The following is a 15,929-nucleotide window of genomic DNA, read 5'->3' on the forward strand; positions in this document are numbered from 1 at the left end:
CTCCAGCTTGCGCACGTGCGCGACAGCGGACCCACCGATCCCGCCAGGCGCAAACAGCTCTTTGACGCGAGCCAGTTCGAGCAGCAGGGCGAGGCGGCAATCAAAGCCGGCGACTACAAATCAGCCGAGGACAGCCTGCTCAAGGCGCGGGCGATTTTGCGCCAGCTGCCCGACTGAACCGCGGTCGCGCATTCATCGAGCGCGCGCGTTCTGGTAAGTTCTAGTGACGGGATTCTGAAGTGAGTGGTTCGGATCAAATTTGGGCTGAGGCGTTGCGCACTCTCGAGCGCGGGCAGCCGTTTGCGCTGGCGACGGTCGTGAATGTTCGCGGCTCTACGCCGCGCGAAGTCGGCGCCAAAATGATTGTCCGCGAGGACGGACAGTTCGGCACCATCGGCGGCGGCTGCGGCGAAGCCGAGGTCTTTCGAAAAGCTCGTGTATTACTTGAAGAAAAAAACGGCTCCGGCGCACGCCTGGCGGAGGTCGATCTCACCGGCGATTTCGACCAGCGGGAAATAGGCACCTGCGGCGGAATAATGGACGTGTTCGTCGATCTATGGTCCCCGGCCCGCGACCTCGAGGTTGCGCGCAAGCTGGCCGACGCCGCCGGCCGCAGCGCTCCCGGCGCGTTGCTGACGGTGGTCGATTCCGGTGCACGGGCGGCGGAGGTGCCGGCCGGCTCGCGGAGGTTTATCGATCCTCGCAATACGGATGCGCGCGACGCGGGACCGCTCGATCTGCCGACGGCGGCTTTCGCGCAGATCGTCGAGCGGACCGCCGACGCAATTCCCGTCTTGCTCGAAGTTGACGGCGCCGGCGCACTGCAGCCGGTCACGCATCTCGAACAGACCGGCGGCGTGCGCTTGTTCGTCGATCCGATCGTCGGCGCGCAGCGGCTGATCATCGTCGGGGCCGGTCATATCGCGGTGCCGTTATGCGCGCTCGGAGCGATGCTCGGATTTCACGTCACGGTGATCGACGATCGCGCGTCGTTTGCCAATCGCGATCGGTTCCCACAGGCCGATCAGATAATCGTCAAGCCGTTCAAGGCGGCGATCGACGCGCTCGCGCTCGACGGCCACTGCTACCTGGTCAGTGTCACGCGCGGCCATTCTTTCGACGAGGAAGTTGTCAGCGCTGCGCTGATGCAGCCGTGCGGCTTCGTCGGGATGATCGGTTCGCGCCGCCGCGTCAAGGCCACGCTCGAGAGAATCGGCGAGAGCGGCGTTCCCAGGGATCGGCTCGCCGACGTTCACGCGCCACTCGGCGTCGCGATCGGTGGCGAGACGCCTGAAGAAATCGCAATCTCGATCATCGCCGAAATTATTCGTGAGCGCCGCACCGAAGAGCGCGACGAGTTCACCCTAGGCGTCCGCTTCGGCAACCTCAAACGCTCGAAGTAGCGATGGCGAAGCATCTCGAAGGTGTTATCCTGGCGGCCGGCGAGTCGCGCCGAATGGGTTATCCGAAGCCGCTCCTCGACATCGGCGGGCGTACCTTCATAGAGCATATCGCCGAGACGATGCTCGCAGTGGTGCCGCGGCTCGTGATCGTGATCGGGGCGCATCGCGATCGCGTGCGTGTCGCGATCCCGCGCGACCCGCGAATTGCAATCGTCGAGAATCCCGACTATGCGCACGGCCAACTATCGTCGCTGAAGGTTGGTCTCAGCACTCTTCAGCCGGACGCATCAGGCGCGCTGGTGCACCTGGGAGATCATCCGATCGTCCGCACGGAAACGTTCCGCGCAATCGTCGATTCCTATAGTCGAACCGGCAAGCCAATCGTGATCGCGCGCCACGACGGCCACCGCGGCCATCCAGTGATTTTCGACCGCACGATGTTCGCCGAACTACAATCCGCCCCGGAACAGGATGGCGCGCGCTACGTAGTAAACGCCGACGCCTCGCGTGTAGCCTACGTCGATCTGAACGACTCGGGAATCAATCTCGATCTGGACACGCCATCGGACCTGGCTCGCGCCGGCCTGCCGCCCCCGCCGAAGGAATGAAGTTTTCTGAAAGCTGCAGGAGACCTCTCGGAGGTTTCACCTCTAAAGGCGCGAAACCTCATGGTTTCGAGCCCTGTCTGGTTCGCGTGACTCAACTCCCTTATCCTGTTGGCCGGATGGTTGCGCTGGCCGAGGCGCAGAGAGGGCGAAAACCTGTAACCGTTGGCGGATCATTGCGTATTAATAAACAGTTATGTTGGGTCGCTCGGCTGGTCGAAGGGCAGGGTGGAGATTGAGCGACAAACCCGACGAGGAACTGATAGCCGAAGTCCTCGGCGGACAAACCGATGCCTTCACCGAGCTCGCGGGACGGCATCGGCCACGTGTGGAACGGTTATGCAGACGATTTTTTTCAGACGAAGAGATGGCGCGGGATATCGCGCAGGAGAGTTTCATTCGTGCCTACACCGCGCTGGCGACGTATCGCGCGGAGATGCCGTTTGGCGGATGGTTGCGCGCGATTGTCGTGAACCTTTGCTACGACGAGTTGCGCCGGCGGCGCCGCCGTCCCGAGGAACTGGTCGGGGATTTCAGCGCGCCGGAAGTGCAGTGGATGCAGACCGCTCACGTCGCGTCGCCGGAGGATCTCGTAGGTGAAGCTGAAGAGCGGCGCGAAGCATACGACTTGGCGCATCGCCTGCTCGACACGCTCAAGCCGGAGGATCGAATGGTGATGGTACTCAAGGAGAGCGAAGATTTAAGCGTCAGCGAAATCGCCCAGACGCTCGGATGGAGTGAGGCCAAGGTAAAAATTCGCGCGTTCCGCGCACGGCAAGCACTGCGCAAGCAGGCGGAAAGGATGCTCGCGGCAGGACGCAACAGGTAACAGTCATGAATTGTTTTGAAGCACGACAGGAATTTTCCGCGCTGTGGCGCAAGACCTTGACGGCGGAGCGGCGCGCCGAGCTGCTCGCACATCTGAAGGAATGCGAGAAGTGCGACCATGCGTTTCGCGTCTTTGCGCTGACTGCACCGGTACTGCACGGCGAGATGGAACAGCGGCCGTCGCACGTATCGCAGCAGGAGCGTCGCGAATTTTCGCTGGCGGACAGGCCGCGCAGATTTGCGTCTGCACGCGAGGTATCGCAGCCGACTCGATGGCTTACGATGGCCGCGGCTGCGGCGATATTTGTGTTCGCAACCAGCGCGGCGTATCTTTCGACCCGCGCACCGAACGAGTCTATTAGTGACGAGCTATCGGTGCCCGAGTCGAGCATGACTTCAGAAGCGACAGGCGATCCGTTGGCGCCCGAGATGCCACTGACCGAGAGTGATCTTGCCAGCTAAGTCGAACATTTGGTTCGGCTTGGTGATTGGAATCTCGTGCCTTCTGATTGGTTTCGCGCTCAGCACGCTGGCCTACCGGTATCATTACCTGCACGTTCCAGGATCGGGCTTGATCGAGCGAATGAATCTCGAACTGAATCTGACACCTTCGCAACGCGATCAAGTCGGCGACATCCTGCGCGATACGCGCTTCAAAGTAATGAAGGCCCGCCAGGATTATGACCATCAGCGGCATCAACTGTTCTGGCAGGGCCTCGGCCAGGTTCGCGGCGTGCTGACGCCCGATCAGCAGAAGATATTCGATCGCGACTTTACTCATCCGTGGGACCATCACGGGCACGATGGCGGCGACGGAGATCATCTTCCGCCCGCTGAAGGCGCGCCTCCGCCGCCAGCTCCTCCGACCTCTCAGAATTAAGCGACTGCTCTCGCCGGCGAGTCGCGGGACCTTCCACACAAGCGAAGTAGTCCATTCGTTCTTCGTTTACGTGATATGTACTCTCGGCCTCGAGTGTCTTAAATGGCGCGTAAGCCGATGACTGCGAGCTGTTCGCCTGGACTGCGCATGTGACTGGGAGACTGTCCGAGTTGCTGCGTTTGACGGGGTAGTAGCTGTCGATGCCATCGCCGGAGACGTCGCGACAGCATCGGGAGTTCGCGCGGGATTCTGCGCGGCGACGGACCGATCGTCCCTCGAAGCGGTCGCAGTTGACGGTCGCGCATCGAGCGAGGTGGACACGCGTGGTGAACTTTCGGCCGGGTAACGATAGGCGGCGCGCATCACACCAACTCCCCACGCTATGCATGGGAGCAGGATTCCTCCGGCCACGGTTGCCGCTGCAATCTGACGCCACTTTTGAAGAGCCTTGACGTATGCGGTCGGAGCCGGCGTCTCGGGTACCTGGTTCTCGGCCCTCTCGAAGTCACATATGAAACGCGACACCACTTTCTGCGCATCAAGCCCGAGAAAGTCTGCGTACCGCCGGAAAAAAGGCAGAAGGTAAAGTTGATCGGGGATGGCGTCGTAGCTGTCGCTCTCGATCATCCTGACGTAGTACGCGGGAATATGCGTCTGGTCGGCGACCTGGTCTCGCGAGAGACCACGATGCTGGCGAGTCTGGGTCATGAGTTGGCCGAGAGTCTGATCGACGTTGAGACCCGACCACGCGTCTTCGACAGGCGACACCTGCTCGATCACGTCTTCCGGACTTCGCGTGTTGCCCAACGCACCTCGAAGGTTCGTTTCAAAAACAAACGTCGAGGACGTGTCGCCCGGACTGCGCTGGAACGCGATTGTATCCGGCGCTTCGCGCACGCGATCAGCGTCGCTCAGCGTGACTGGACTATTTTCGGTTGCTCGATCGTTGGAGTCGGTTCTGGAGAAACCAGAAAAAGGTTGCTTAACAACGGACATCCTCCCACCTCCTCAACCCGCACAACTGCAACTGGCCCAAGTCCCCGTTGCCAGCCAGCATCTTGTCACAAGTGTAAGCGAATCTGAAGTAGCTAGTTGGAAATTAGTCAATCATAGATGGTTTTGGTGAGTAGCTATTCTCCGAGTAAGTACGATGAATACAACGACGACACCCGGAACTTGCAGGAATATAACCGACACGCGTCCAACGGCTCGATAAGCGAACAAAACATTCTATGAGCCAGGCGTTTTTGGAATCCGGAGTAGCGTGATGGAGGCGCGGGTGGCCACGGCCAAACAATCAACCGAAAACCCTGTCAGAGGGCGCCCATCTGCTTGAGAGTTTTTTCAGCTTCCGACGCGATGGTAGGATTCTTGGCGCTGTCACCGAGCGCAATTTTCAGGAACTTGAGCGCGTCGTCGCGCTGCCCGCTCTGCGCCAGCAGTTGTCCAATTCTGAGCGCGGCGAAAGTGTTCTTGGGATCGATCTGGTAAGCCTTGCGATAGTAAACCAGCGCGTCGTCGGTCTTCGGCGGTGAAAACGACATGTACGCCTCGCCGATATTCAAATAGGCGCTGACCTGGTTGGGCTGATACTTGACGAGTTTCTGATAAACCTTGACGACGTTGTCGAAGTCGGATCGCGAGTTGTAGTAGAGGCCGAGATAGACGTACGCGTCGTCGTCAGCCGGATCAATGTCGGTAGCCTGCCAGAGCAGCTTTACAGCAGCGTTGCTGTCGCTCATTTTGATTGCGGCATCGACCAGAGCGCGAGCCTTTAAGGCATTGGCGTCCTGAGCGCGTGCGGAAAAAGAAATGGACGCGATCGCAAATACGAGGGTGGCAACGAGGGTCAGTTGTTTCAGTGCGCTTCGATCTCGCATGGCTTCAGGTTGTGCACAGGACGTCGCTGCTAAATGGTGGCATGAAAGGTCCGCGATGCAAAGCTATCATGTGTCCATCTTCCGGTTCCCCTCTCCAGAAGGGAGAGGGGTCAGGGGAGAGGTTGCTGGAGATCCGTGAAAAAGTGAAACGGTTGAAAAAGTGAAAGCGCATCGCTTCATTGCCAACGGGCTCGCACTGAATTGTCTTGACTATGGAGGGGAGGGCAAGCCGCCGCTCCTGTTCCTGCACGGCGGTTCCGCGCATGCGCATTGGTGGGACTTTGTCGCGCCGGCCTTCGTTGAAGATTTTCATGTGCTTGCGCTCGATCAGCGCGGGCACGGTGAGAGCGACTGGGCTGACGAATGGGCGTACGGCTCGCGGCACTACGTATCGGATTTGGATCGAGTAATCGACAGATGGGGATTTGGCGCGCCGATCCTGGTTGGGCATTCGATGGGTGCGCATAACGTGCTGGCATACGCGGCCGAGCACAGTGAAAAACTGCGCGCGATCGTCGCACTCGATCCCCCGCCCGACTACACGGAGCAGGCGGTAGAATTTCTGCAGTCGATTGCACAAAAGCCGGCGCGCCGATTTGAATCGCTCGACGAGGCGGCGCGGAATTTCAAGGTCCTGCCGCGCGAGACACTGGCCAAGAAAGAAATCCTCGAGCATGTCGCTCGCCGCAGCTTCAAGCGGCACAACGACGGCAGGTGGATACACAAAATCGACCGCCGCACGATGGTTCGTGAGCCATCGCGGGTGTGGAAGTCGTTGCATCGGATCACCTGCCCGGCGTTGATCGTGAAGATCACAAAGAGTCCATTGTTGGATCGCGAGGTCGCGAAGAAAATGGTCGCACAGTTTCCAAACGCGCGGCTGGCGGAAGTCGATGACTCGTATCATCACGTGATGCTCGACAATCCGGCGGCGCTGATCGAAGTAATTCGAAATTTTGTCGGCGACTTTAAGTGACGGCGCCGCACAGCCATCTGCTCGAGGGCTCGCCACGGCTGCACTACCTCGAATGGAATCCGGACGCGTCGCGAACCATAATTCTGCTACACGGCAACTCGGCCAATGCCTGGTGGTGGGAGCCGCTGGCGCGCGCGATTGCGCCGGAATACCGGCTGCTGGCGCTCGACCAGCGCGGGCATGGCGACAGTGAGTGGGCGCGTCCGGCGGCGTACTCGCCGACGGACTACGCAAATGACATTGCGAGATTCGTCGCCCACGTGTCGGCGAATGCGCAGAAGCCGCTCGTCGTGGGTCACAGCATGGGCGGCCTGAACGTGTTGGCGTTCGCGAGGAATCATCCGGAGAGCGCGCGCGGCGCGATGGCGATCGACGTCGCCGTCACCTCAAGCCGCGGACGGGATCGATATTTGCGGCGGCTGAAGTCGCTGCCGGTGGTGGCCTATCCCGATCTCGCAACGGCGAAAGCGCGCTTTCGGCTGATGCCGAATGAAGGAGGAATCCCCGACGAGGTGGTGCATCAGATCGCGGAAAAGAGCCTCGCGCGCACCGAGGACGGTCGATTCACCCTCAAGTTCGATCGCGACAGTTTTCTCGGCGGCGACGGGCTCGAAGTGCTCGAGACCATCAAGGAAATCAAGATTCCCACGATGCTGGTGCGCGCCGAGCACAGCCGTATCATGACGGCGCAGGCGGCGGAGCATTCTCACGCGTCGAATCCGCAGACGCGGCTGGTTACGATTGCCGGCGCGCATCACCACGTGATCCTCGAGAAGCCGGAAGAAGTCGCGCGCGTGATCGAAGAGTTCGCCGCGAGCCTGCAGGGCTAGAGGTCGCGCTCCATTTTGCGGTGCGCGATGCCGGCCTCGTCGAAGACCCCGCCGACCGGACTGAATCCTTCTTTCAGATAGAAGCCTTCGGCGGTGAGTTGTGCGTGCAGGACCGCTTTGCGGAATCCGCGCGTGCGCGCTCTATCGGTAAGGAAGCGCAGGATGTGCGCGCCGACGCCGGTTTTTCGAAATTCCTGCAGCACGGCCATTCGGCCGATCTTCACTTCGATGCTGCCGTGCTCGAGCATCCGGCCGCATCCGATTGCGACACGGTCGAGAATCGCCAGTGCGTGAAACGCGTGCGCGTCGTCAGCGTCCATTTCGATTTCTTCGGGCACTTTCTGCTCTTCGATAAAGACTCGGCGGCGAATCGCATATGCTCGTTGCATATCAGCCGGCGATTCAATTGCGATCACTTTGATGCGCGAAGATTCACTCACGAGCGATTGACTAGCGCGCGACTGGCGACGCGTCAAATCATTTAGAGCTGAAACGGAGCCTGTGCTACGCTCCCGGCAATCGAGGAGATCGCGATGCCACAATTGTCCGAGACAGTATTGGCGCCTGAACTGGACGGCGGGCAGTGGATTCAGCACGGGCCGATTAGCCTGAAAGCGGTGCGCGATAAAGCGATAGTGCTGGTCGATTTCTGGGACTACACCTGCGTCAATTGCATCCGGACGCTGCCATACGTGGTGGCGTGGAATAACAGATACCAGCAGAGCGGGCTGGTGGTCGTCGGCGTGCACGCGCCGGAGTTTTCTTTTGCGCGCGAGGGATCGCACGTGGCGGAGGCGGCGGCGCGATTCGGACTGGAATACCCAATCGTGCTCGACAATGAATACGCAATCTGGAGGGCGTACTCGAATCGGTTCTGGCCGGCCAAATACCTGGTCGATGCGAAGGGGCGCATTCGCTATTACCATTTCGGCGAAGGCGCATATCAGGAAACCGAAGTAGCTATTCAGGGATTACTACGCGAACTGAATCCGAGCGCGAGCCTGCCGCCGCCAATGGAGCCAGTGCGTGACAGCGATCGTCCCGGCGCGGTCTGCTATCGCGTGACGCCGGAGTTGTATCTTGGCCACGCGCGCGGCCAGTTCGGAAATTTCGAAGGCGTCGTCCGCGATCGCCCACATGACTATCGTGATATGGGGCCGCACGTCGAAGGTATGAGCTATCTCGCTGGCCGATGGCGCGTCGGGCAGGAAAGCGCACGGAGTGAAGCGGCCGGCGCAGCAATTTCGCTCAGATACACGGCCAAGGATGTGAACCTGGTGATGGGACCGGCAACTGGCGCGAGCGTACGCGCGGAGATTACGATCGAAAGCGGGCAACGGCCTGGCGACGACGTGAAGTTCGAGAGCGAGCGCGGATTTATCACTGTGGACCGGCCGCGGATGTATAGCGTCGTCGCGAACGAGTCAGTCGTTTCGGGCGCAGTGACTATTCGAGCGGAGGCGGCCGGTTTGGCCGCATACGCATTCACCTTCATTTCGTGTGTAGCTAGTTGAGGACGACTGACTATGTGAACTTGAACGGAGGGTGTGATTCCTGATGGCACAACCGAGCGAGAGAGCGAGTGACGAAGAGATTTGCGAAGCCGCGAGAACGATCCTGGAGGCGCGGTATGCAATCGCGCTGACCGGGGCGGGAATGTCGGTCGAGAGTGGAATACCGCCGTTTCGCGGGCCGGGCGGGCTGTGGACCAAGTATGGTGAGCCGCCGATGAACGGCTTTCAGCGCTTCATGGCCGATCCGAAAAAAGCCTGGGAGGAGCGGCTAAGCAAGCGCAACGACGAGCTCTACAAACCGCTCACGGTCGCCAAGCCGAATCCAGGCCATCTTGCGCTCGTGGAGTTGGAACAGTTGGGAGTGCTGCGATTTGTCATTACGCAGAATGTCGATGACTTGCATCGGCAGGCCGGGCAGAAGGCGCTCGCGGAAATTCACGGCAACTGGACGTTGATCCGATGCCTCGATTGCAGGACGCGGTTTCATAGCGACGCGATTAGCCTCGAGCAGCTGCCGCCGTCGTGTCCGCGATGCGAAGGATTGTTGAAGTCAGACACGGTTTCGTTTGGCGAGCCGATTCCAATCGACGTCCTGAACATGTGCGCGGAGCACTCGGCGAAGGCGGACCTGGTGATCGTGGCGGGGACTTCGGCAACGGTTTACCCGGCCGCGGGATTTGCGCTTGAAGTGAAGCAGCGCGGCGGAACGCTAATCGAGGTGAATCTCTACGAGTCGGAAATCACGCAGATCTGCGATGTCAGCTTGCGCGGTGCATCGGCGGACGTGCTGCCGCGGTTGGTGAAGGCGTCCGCTGAGATTAGAAGAGAGGGCCTGTCGTAGGAACCTAACCCCTCGCGGGAAGGAGACCGGATTGAAAGTGGCCTGAATGTAGTCCTCAGCCGGTTTTGGCGCTGGAGAACCTGGACGCAGACGGAGCAGGAGCATCTGGTCGGTGCCGTCGAGCGAAGTCGGATTCGATACCATCACGATTTCGAAGCGGTTCCGTTTTGTCGCGGGCAATGCGTCGAAAAGGGTTCGCCAGGCGATCAGGTATTGCGGCAGGTCGGGATCTTTTTGCGAGACGATCGGAATTGTGCGGTGGCTATAAAAGGCGACGTCGTAGTTGAGCGCATTTAGGTAGCCGATCGGACTATTGTCCACAACTTTCATCGCTTGATCGGTAAAGTCCTTCAACGAGAGGGTGTTGGCGATACTCGGCACGACGACGACGTTGACCGCGACGGTAATGAAGACCATCGCGGCCGCTATTGCGAATATCATTCGTTCGATCAGCGGTCGCGTGACGAGCAGCCGTACACCGAGCACGACGACTGCCAGCGGCATCGCAAGCGAGACCATCCAATGATCGCCCACCGTCGAGGCCAGGCCTGGCGCGAAGGCTGGCGCGCGGACGTTCGCCGCTTGCAGCAGATCAGCGAAGGTATGCGGCCATGCGACGAGCATAGCGAGCGCAACCAGAGCAGCGCTGCCAAGCAGCAGCATCGCGAAACCAGACAATCGCGCAATCCAACGGACGTAGATGCACGCCGGAGCCGGCTGGACGATCGCCTGTCTCAAGTAAATCGCGAGGAGGGTCGCGAAAGCGGGATACAAGCAGAGCAGGTACACCCCACGCTTGCTCTGCGGAAGGTTGTAGAAGATCAGCACAGTCGCGAACCAGACGAAGAGGTATTTGAGGCGCGGATCGATAACGAGCGGCGCGCGCGCGGCCTGAACGCCGACGATCGGCAGGAGGAACGTCCAGGGTACGAAGCCCGCGAAGAGGGCTAGCTCCATGTAATAGAAGGGATGGATGTGACCCTCGTGGAAATCGTTTCCGCCGGCGAAGCGGAGCAGGTTTTCGGCGAGAATCTGCTTGCGGAAAAAATCCGGACCGCCTTCGATCAGCGCCGCGACGTACCATCCCCCCGCGAGAACGAGCACCACCATCGCGCCGCGGAAGAGACTCATTTTGAGCAGAACGTTCCAGCGTTTTTCGACGGCAATCCAAATCAGAGCGACCATGCCGGGAAGAATCAAACCGATGGGACCCTTGGTCAAAACGGCGAGTGCGATTGCGACGTAGAGGAGCATCCGGCGGTGTGTCAGGCCCTCTGCCATGAAAATGAATTCGAAGAACGCGACTTCCATGAAGAAGGTCAGCGTCATGTCGACGCGGGCGCCCGTGGCGGCTTGCAGATACTGAAAGGTGGTGGCGAGGATGAGCGCGGCGATGAGCGCTGTCACGTTGTCGAACAGGCGGCGCACATAGAAGTAGCAAACGAGCAGGCCGGCGATGGCGAGGCCGGCCGACGGCAGGCGCACCGAGAATTCATTCACATCGCCGGCGACGATCGAGACGAGTGCGGCGAGCCAATGCATCAGAAGAGGTTTGGAGGGAATTTCGACGCCGGCGCGCTGCGGCAAGATTACGCCGCCGCCGTGGACGATGTCGAAGATGGTGACAGCCTCGCGCGGCTCGCCCTTGGTGTAGAGCGGATATCCGCCGAGATTTACGAGATAGAGGGCGACTCCGAATATCAGCAGGATAGGCCACGCGTGGCGCGGCTCGGCGATGTAGCTGAGCCAATCGGGAAGGGCGTCTGAGGCGCGGGACTCCTCTCTCGCAGGCTCGGCGGCGGGCTCGGAGTCGACGCGAGTAATCTCTTCGGGGAGTTTCAATTCGAATGGTTAGGGAAACCTAACCCCTGCCCCCTTCCCTTGACGGAAGGGGAACAATCGCGGAGAGCAGGAACGGCGCAGAGCGGCTAGTATTCGGTTTTGACGCGGGCGCGGCCGGTGTCGTCGTAGATGTAGACGTCGGTGGGATTTTCGTCGCGCGTTTTCTTATGCGAGCCGTCGCAGAAGGGTTTGTTCTTCGAAAGTCCGCACGCGCAGATGTAGATCGGTAACTCGGTACCTTCCGCTACTTCGTATGGCGAGTTCTTTTCGTGTCTGATCATTCGAGCCATGAAGAATTTCCTCGGGTTGATTTTCGGTGCGACGCACCTGTCGGTCACTTAAGACCAGCCGAGTCGCAGAGTCAAATGGGTTCGCAGGGGCCCGACTTTGCCCACAGCTCGTTGATCAAGTTGAACGTCGCCGAAAATAAAAGGGCGGCCGACGGGAGCATCATTTATTACACAGACGGCGGCACCCAATACGTAACCCTGAAGCAGTCATGCGCGTCTGCGGAAAGCAATCGGGCGGACGTTATTCGGTGCCGGCGTTGCGTTTCAGGTACTCGAGGATAGATTCGCGTTCGTCGGACGTCAGTGCGGGCATGCCGGCCGCCTGAATTTTCACTTCCATCATCGTGACTTGCGTATCCCACATCGCGGCAGTCATTTCGTGCGGATTGTACGGCACGTGGCAATTGCCGCATCGATTTACGTATAGCTGCGCGCCGGTACTGGTCGCGTCGGGCAGCGACGCCGGCTTGCATCCTGAAACGACGATGGCGAGGAATGCGAGCGCGAGAGCGACGCGCGGAAGTCGGTTAGCCCGGCGGGATGCGCGCATCGGCGAAGCGGACCGCAAGCTGGCTGCGGATGGAAGCGATAAGCGCGCGGCGGTCATCTTCGTCAAGCGGTACCTTTCGTTCGGATTCGGGGCGTAGCCAAATTGGCCCGCGCCGCATTTCGTCGGTTTCGGTCGCCTGGCGTGGCAGCAGATGCCAATGCACGTGCGGTTCCGAATTGCCGAGGCATTCGTAGTTCATCTTCCACGGGGTGACGACCGCGGCGATGGCCTCGGCCACCAGGCGCATCTCGTCGGACAGCAAGCGCGCGGAGTCTGCCGGCATCAGATAGAGCTCGGTTGCGTGGAGCTTCGCGAGCAGCACGCAGTAGCCGCGATACAATTGCTGGTCACCGAGAATCACGTAACAGCTTTTCAGCTCGGCAACAAAATCGCGGAAGGTGCCAGCCTTGACGCGATCGATCATCGCGCAGATTCCGCAAGCGGGCTTCGCGGATGTCATGCCGAAGCCGCAGCAGGGACTTCGACCAGCTTGATACTTGCGCCCTTGAGCATCTCGGCGACTGTGTGCAGCTTGTACGGGCGCGCGTAATACACTGTGCGGACGCCGGTATTGATGAGCACCTTGAGGCAGTGGATGCACGGCGTGTGAGTGACGTAGATGTCGGCGTCGCGGATTGCGGCGCCGTTGCGAGCCGCTTGCGAGATTGCATTGATCTCGGCGTGGATTGTGCGATAGCAGTTTTGCTCGATTTCGCCGTCGGGCGTGCGCGATTCGTAAACCAGGCATCCGACTTCGGTGCAATGCGGCAATCCTGCGGGCGAGCCGTTGTAACCGGTCGCGAGAATGCTGCGGTCGCGCACGATGACCGCGCCGACCTTGGCGCGCAGGCAGGTCGAGCGCTCGGCAACCTCGCGGGTGATCGTCATGAAGTACTGATCCCAGCTAGGACGATGAGGGCTCGTTTGCGGGTTCGGTTTGTCAGTCAGGCTTTCGGCCAATGCGGGTTCCTCGACCCAGTTTTATCAGATCGCGATCATATTTTAACCCGGCCGAGTTGCCGCAACATCTGGTCGTAGTGCGGCACGCGATGGATTATTTCCTGGCTGTGACTGTTTTCCTGGGTCGGCAGAGGCGCCTCGGGCGGCACGAAGGCGAGAGGCACCGGGCTGAATGTGACGATGAACAGCGCGACCGTAGCCCATGCGGCGAGAGCGCGGCGCGGATTTAGCGGAGTGTCGCGATCGATAGTGGAGGGATGTCCCAACCCCAGCGCGATCGAGAGTACAGCCCATATCAGCCAACCGCCCCAGAAATTTATTCCGAGCGCGAGCGGCACCAGTACCATCAGCACGCAGGAGATGACAAACAGCACCGAGATTGTGCGATGGCGTCGTGGAAAGAGTGCGTAGATCACGTGGCCGCCGTCGAGCTGTCCTACGGGCAGAAGGTTAAGCGTCGTGACGAACAATCCGAGCCAGCCGGCGAACGCGATCGGATTGAGATTGACGTTGACGGTCGAAGGATCGACGCCCAGCACAAGGTGCGAGAGACCCAGGAACAGTAGCGAGTTGCCGAGCTCGAGGCCGCCGGCCGATTTGTCGAGCGGCGTCACATCAGAGAGATAAAGGCCGATGATAACCGCGGGTATCGCAAGCATCACGCCCGCCCACGGACCGGCGGCGCCAATGTCGAACATCACGCGGCGAGTGCGCGCCGGCTCGCGCATCCTGATGAATGCGCCGAAGGTGCCGATGATGAAAAACGAGGGTGGCGCCGGGATGAAGTAGGGCAGCGACGCGTCGACGTGATGATAACGCGACGTCACGTAATGTCCCATCTCATGCGCGAAGAGAATCAGCATGAGAGGAATCGAGAATGAGAGGCCCGAGCGCAGCGCCGCAATCGCGAGAAACGGATGCAGGAAACTAACGTCCTCGCCGTTCATGTAGGCGCCGGCGGTGGTGGTAGTCAGGAAAGTGAGCAACAGCAGCGCGACGTTCAGTGGCGGGATTCGCGGAGCATCGAGCGCGCGGGCGGCCGGCTCAGCGGGCGCGGTGTAGCGCGGAATCTCGGTAAGTACGGTGGGCGTGTCCTTGTGTGTGATTATTTCATCCATGATTCAAGTACGGCTTGGGGATGTGACCAGAGATACCGATGAGCCGGCACCAGCGGCGAAGTGCATGGCAGCGTTGCCGTCGCGAAGCGCGACTTCGAGCAGGCCGAAGCTTCCGAGTATTGCGAGAGGAACACCTTTGGGCGCGTCACCATAAGCATCAAGTAGTCGCATCGCCGCGCCACCGTTGATCCTAACGGAAAGAGATTTGTGACGAAAGCGAGCGGCGAACTGTTCGGCTGTCTTGCGATCGATATTGCTCACGAGGTTGCCGAAGCCGTCCACGTAGATCACTTCACCACGCACTATGCGCGCCGAATCGACCGGACGCGGCAACTCGAGCCGCTCGATCGAGGCCGGGTGGAGTGGAGGGCCCAGGGCGGAAATCGAGGTGCCGCGCCAAAGGTAGGCCGCAGCGGGAGCGAAGATGTCCCGGCCGTGGAAGGTAGCGCTCACGTTGGTAAGACGATGGCGGAGCGAAGTCAGTTTCACAATTCGCTTTATTCCCGCTTGATGAGCGGCGAGCCAAAGCAGGCCGTTGTCGGGTCCGACGAAGCGGGCGCCGGCCCGGGTCTCTATCGCAATCGGCGCCCGCGCGGTGCCGACGCCCGGATCGACCACCGCGAGGAAAACAGTTAGCGGAGGGAAATAGCGCCAGGACTCGCGCAAAGCGATCGCGCCGGCGACGATTGATTGTGCGGGGATCCCGTGAGTGAGGTCGATGACGCTGGCTCTGGGCGCGATCGACGCGATGACGCCCTTCATTGCCCCGATGTAGTGGTCGCGATAGCCGAAGTCGGTTATGATTGCGAGCGGAAAGGGGCGTCGCACGGGCGTCGGCATCACGGACAGTAGACGCGAAACGGCGGCGGCGCGCAATTTCTCCATCACACATCCCCCAGATCCAATGAAGCGCAATTTTCTGCCGGACGGCTGGCGAGGACAGGCTGGGGCAGTTCTCGTGGTCGCCGTCGCGGTGGGCACCGTCCTGCGTTTTTTTCGCCTCGGCTCGCGCGAGCTGTCAATTGACGAGTCCCTTTCATGGGCCGAATCGGCAGGGCGGAGCGTCGCCGACGTGATGCGAGTGCAGCATCAATTGGATTCGGGCAAGTTCCCAATTTACGAACTTGCGCAACATGGATGGATGAGGATTTTCGGCGAGAGCGAAGCTGCGATGCGAGCCTTGCCGGCGCTGATCGGGACGCTGTCGATCGTGCTGGTATTCATCCTTGGGGTGGAACTGATGTTGGCGCTTACGCCGGGACGATCGAATGAGAGCGACAAAGGCCGCATCTACATGGTGGCGGCGGTGTGCGCGCTGCTGTTTGCGGTTGGGCTTCCGTCAGTCGAGATCGCCCGCCAGGCGCGGATGTATTCGATGATGCAGGCGTGGATCCTGTTGCAGGTGATTTTCC

At 60.3% G+C, this 15,929-nt stretch carries 18 protein-coding genes and 2 pseudogenes; 10 read left to right on the forward strand and 10 right to left on the reverse strand.

The features are described from left to right. Nucleotides 1-239 precede the first annotated feature (239 nt). The 5 genes from VIW95_RS04945 (at nt 240) to VIW95_RS04965 (ending at nt 3,716) form a co-directional block, all read left to right on the forward strand. A complete protein-coding gene (locus tag VIW95_RS04945) occupies nt 240-1,403 on the forward strand; it encodes an XdhC family protein (protein WP_331584310.1) in 1,164 nt (387 codons plus the stop codon). Between the two features lie 2 nt (nt 1,404-1,405). Further along, complete coding sequence (locus tag VIW95_RS04950) at nt 1,406-2,011, forward strand: nucleotidyltransferase family protein (RefSeq protein ID WP_331584311.1); 606 nt, start codon at nt 1,406-1,408, stop codon at nt 2,009-2,011. 232 nt (nt 2,012-2,243) lie between these two features. Then, nucleotides 2,244-2,837, forward strand: coding sequence for an RNA polymerase sigma factor (locus tag VIW95_RS04955; protein WP_331584312.1), 594 nt, complete (start codon nt 2,244-2,246; stop codon nt 2,835-2,837). A 5-nt stretch (nt 2,838-2,842) separates the two neighbouring features. Continuing rightward, nucleotides 2,843-3,298, forward strand: a complete 456-nt coding sequence (locus VIW95_RS04960; RefSeq protein WP_331584313.1) for a zf-HC2 domain-containing protein — start codon at nt 2,843-2,845, stop codon at nt 3,296-3,298. Continuing rightward, nucleotides 3,288-3,716, forward strand: coding sequence for a hypothetical protein (locus VIW95_RS04965; protein WP_331584314.1), 429 nt, complete (start codon nt 3,288-3,290; stop codon nt 3,714-3,716). The genes VIW95_RS04960 and VIW95_RS04965 overlap by 11 nt, the downstream gene beginning before the upstream one ends. A gap of 66 nt (nt 3,717-3,782) precedes the next feature. On the opposite strand, the gene VIW95_RS04970 is transcribed toward VIW95_RS04965, so the two are convergent. Next, a complete protein-coding gene (locus tag VIW95_RS04970; protein ID WP_331584315.1) occupies nt 3,783-4,712 on the reverse strand; it encodes a helix-turn-helix domain-containing protein in 930 nt (309 codons plus the stop codon). 317 nt (nt 4,713-5,029) lie between these two features. After that, entirely contained in the window at nt 5,030-5,458 is a 429-nt protein-coding gene (locus tag VIW95_RS04975; protein ID WP_414645268.1) for a tetratricopeptide repeat protein, read from the reverse strand. Nucleotides 5,459-5,756: 298 nt separating this feature from the next. Here VIW95_RS04975 and VIW95_RS04980 point away from each other — a divergent pair, with 298 nt between their 5' ends. After that, nucleotides 5,757-6,572 (forward strand): alpha/beta hydrolase, encoded by an 816-nt coding sequence (locus VIW95_RS04980; RefSeq protein WP_331584317.1) that lies wholly within the window; start codon nt 5,757-5,759, stop codon nt 6,570-6,572. Continuing rightward, a complete protein-coding gene (locus tag VIW95_RS04985; RefSeq protein ID WP_331584318.1) occupies nt 6,569-7,402 on the forward strand; it encodes an alpha/beta hydrolase in 834 nt (277 codons plus the stop codon). Before VIW95_RS04980 ends, VIW95_RS04985 begins: the two co-directional genes overlap by 4 nt. Here the strand turns inward: VIW95_RS04985 and VIW95_RS04990 are convergent. Continuing rightward, nucleotides 7,399-7,791 carry a GNAT family N-acetyltransferase gene (locus VIW95_RS04990; protein ID WP_331584319.1) on the reverse strand — a complete coding sequence of 131 codons (393 nt, stop codon included), beginning with the start codon at nt 7,789-7,791 and terminating at the stop codon, nt 7,399-7,401. The two genes, VIW95_RS04985 and VIW95_RS04990, sit on opposite strands and share 4 nt — an antisense overlap. Nucleotides 7,792-7,935: 144 nt before the next feature. Here VIW95_RS04990 and VIW95_RS04995 point away from each other — a divergent pair, with 144 nt between their 5' ends. Further along, the gene (locus VIW95_RS04995) at nt 7,936-8,916 is read left to right on the forward strand and encodes a redoxin family protein (protein ID WP_331584320.1); all 981 of its coding nucleotides are present in this window, start codon (nt 7,936-7,938) and stop codon (nt 8,914-8,916) included. A gap of 43 nt (nt 8,917-8,959) precedes the next feature. Beyond that, nucleotides 8,960-9,757, forward strand: coding sequence for an SIR2 family NAD-dependent protein deacylase (locus VIW95_RS05000; protein WP_331584321.1), 798 nt, complete (start codon nt 8,960-8,962; stop codon nt 9,755-9,757). Nucleotides 9,758-10,840: 1,083 nt separating this feature from the next. Here the strand turns inward: VIW95_RS05000 and VIW95_RS05005 are convergent. The 7 genes and pseudogenes from VIW95_RS05005 to VIW95_RS05035 all read right to left on the reverse strand — a co-directional run. After that, nucleotides 10,841-11,599: pseudogene (locus tag VIW95_RS05005) on the reverse strand (ArnT family glycosyltransferase); the annotation flags it as partial. An 86-nt stretch (nt 11,600-11,685) separates the two neighbouring features. Continuing rightward, complete coding sequence (locus tag VIW95_RS05010) at nt 11,686-11,889, reverse strand: CDGSH iron-sulfur domain-containing protein (protein ID WP_331584322.1); 204 nt, start codon at nt 11,887-11,889, stop codon at nt 11,686-11,688. Nucleotides 11,890-12,130: 241 nt separating this feature from the next. Then, entirely contained in the window at nt 12,131-12,439 is a 309-nt protein-coding gene (locus VIW95_RS05015) for a cytochrome c (RefSeq protein WP_331584323.1), read from the reverse strand. Further along, a complete protein-coding gene (locus tag VIW95_RS05020) occupies nt 12,417-12,863 on the reverse strand; it encodes an HIT family protein (protein WP_331584324.1) in 447 nt (148 codons plus the stop codon). The genes VIW95_RS05015 and VIW95_RS05020 overlap by 23 nt, the downstream gene beginning before the upstream one ends. A gap of 32 nt (nt 12,864-12,895) precedes the next feature. Continuing rightward, nucleotides 12,896-13,399 carry a cytidine/deoxycytidylate deaminase family protein gene (locus VIW95_RS05025; RefSeq protein ID WP_331584325.1) on the reverse strand — a complete coding sequence of 168 codons (504 nt, stop codon included), beginning with the start codon at nt 13,397-13,399 and terminating at the stop codon, nt 12,896-12,898. Between the two features lie 35 nt (nt 13,400-13,434). Continuing rightward, nucleotides 13,435-14,517: a site-2 protease family protein gene (locus tag VIW95_RS05030; RefSeq protein WP_331584326.1), complete on the reverse strand. Its 1,083-nt coding sequence runs from the start codon at nt 14,515-14,517 to the stop codon at nt 13,435-13,437. A gap of 3 nt (nt 14,518-14,520) precedes the next feature. Next, complete coding sequence (locus VIW95_RS05035; RefSeq protein ID WP_331584327.1) at nt 14,521-15,402, reverse strand: SAM-dependent chlorinase/fluorinase; 882 nt, start codon at nt 15,400-15,402, stop codon at nt 14,521-14,523. Between the two features lie 19 nt (nt 15,403-15,421). Here VIW95_RS05035 and VIW95_RS05040 point away from each other — a divergent pair. Further along, a pseudogene (locus VIW95_RS05040) lies at nt 15,422-15,929 on the forward strand (hypothetical protein); the annotation flags it as partial.

Origin of the sequence: Binatus sp. (SeqCode), assembly GCF_036522015.1 — a bacterium.
GTDB lineage: Bacteria > Desulfobacterota > Binatia > Binatales > Binataceae > Binatus.

Bases quoted from the DNA above. Each gene is read 5' to 3' on its own strand.
- VIW95_RS05000 (WP_331584321.1), top strand. From the start codon at position 8,960: ATGGCACAACCGAGCGAGAGAGCGAGTGACGAAGAGATTTGCGAAGCC.
- VIW95_RS04960 (WP_331584313.1), top strand. From the start codon at position 2,843: ATGAATTGTTTTGAAGCACGACAGGAATTTTCCGCGCTGTGGCGCAAG.
- VIW95_RS04990 (WP_331584319.1), bottom strand. From the start codon at position 7,791: ATGCAACGAGCATATGCGATTCGCCGCCGAGTCTTTATCGAAGAGCAG.
- VIW95_RS04950 (WP_331584311.1), top strand. From the start codon at position 1,406: ATGGCGAAGCATCTCGAAGGTGTTATCCTGGCGGCCGGCGAGTCGCGC.
- VIW95_RS05010 (WP_331584322.1), bottom strand. From the start codon at position 11,889: ATGGCTCGAATGATCAGACACGAAAAGAACTCGCCATACGAAGTAGCG.
- VIW95_RS05020 (WP_331584324.1), bottom strand. From the start codon at position 12,863: ATGATCGATCGCGTCAAGGCTGGCACCTTCCGCGATTTTGTTGCCGAG.
- VIW95_RS04975 (WP_414645268.1), bottom strand. From the start codon at position 5,458: ATGAGCGACAGCAACGCTGCTGTAAAGCTGCTCTGGCAGGCTACCGAC.
- VIW95_RS05015 (WP_331584323.1), bottom strand. From the start codon at position 12,439: ATGCGCGCATCCCGCCGGGCTAACCGACTTCCGCGCGTCGCTCTCGCG.
- VIW95_RS04970 (WP_331584315.1), bottom strand. From the start codon at position 4,712: ATGTCCGTTGTTAAGCAACCTTTTTCTGGTTTCTCCAGAACCGACTCC.
- VIW95_RS05035 (WP_331584327.1), bottom strand. From the start codon at position 15,402: ATGGAGAAATTGCGCGCCGCCGCCGTTTCGCGTCTACTGTCCGTGATG.
- VIW95_RS05030 (WP_331584326.1), bottom strand. From the start codon at position 14,517: ATGGATGAAATAATCACACACAAGGACACGCCCACCGTACTTACCGAG.
- VIW95_RS04995 (WP_331584320.1), top strand. From the start codon at position 7,936: ATGCCACAATTGTCCGAGACAGTATTGGCGCCTGAACTGGACGGCGGG.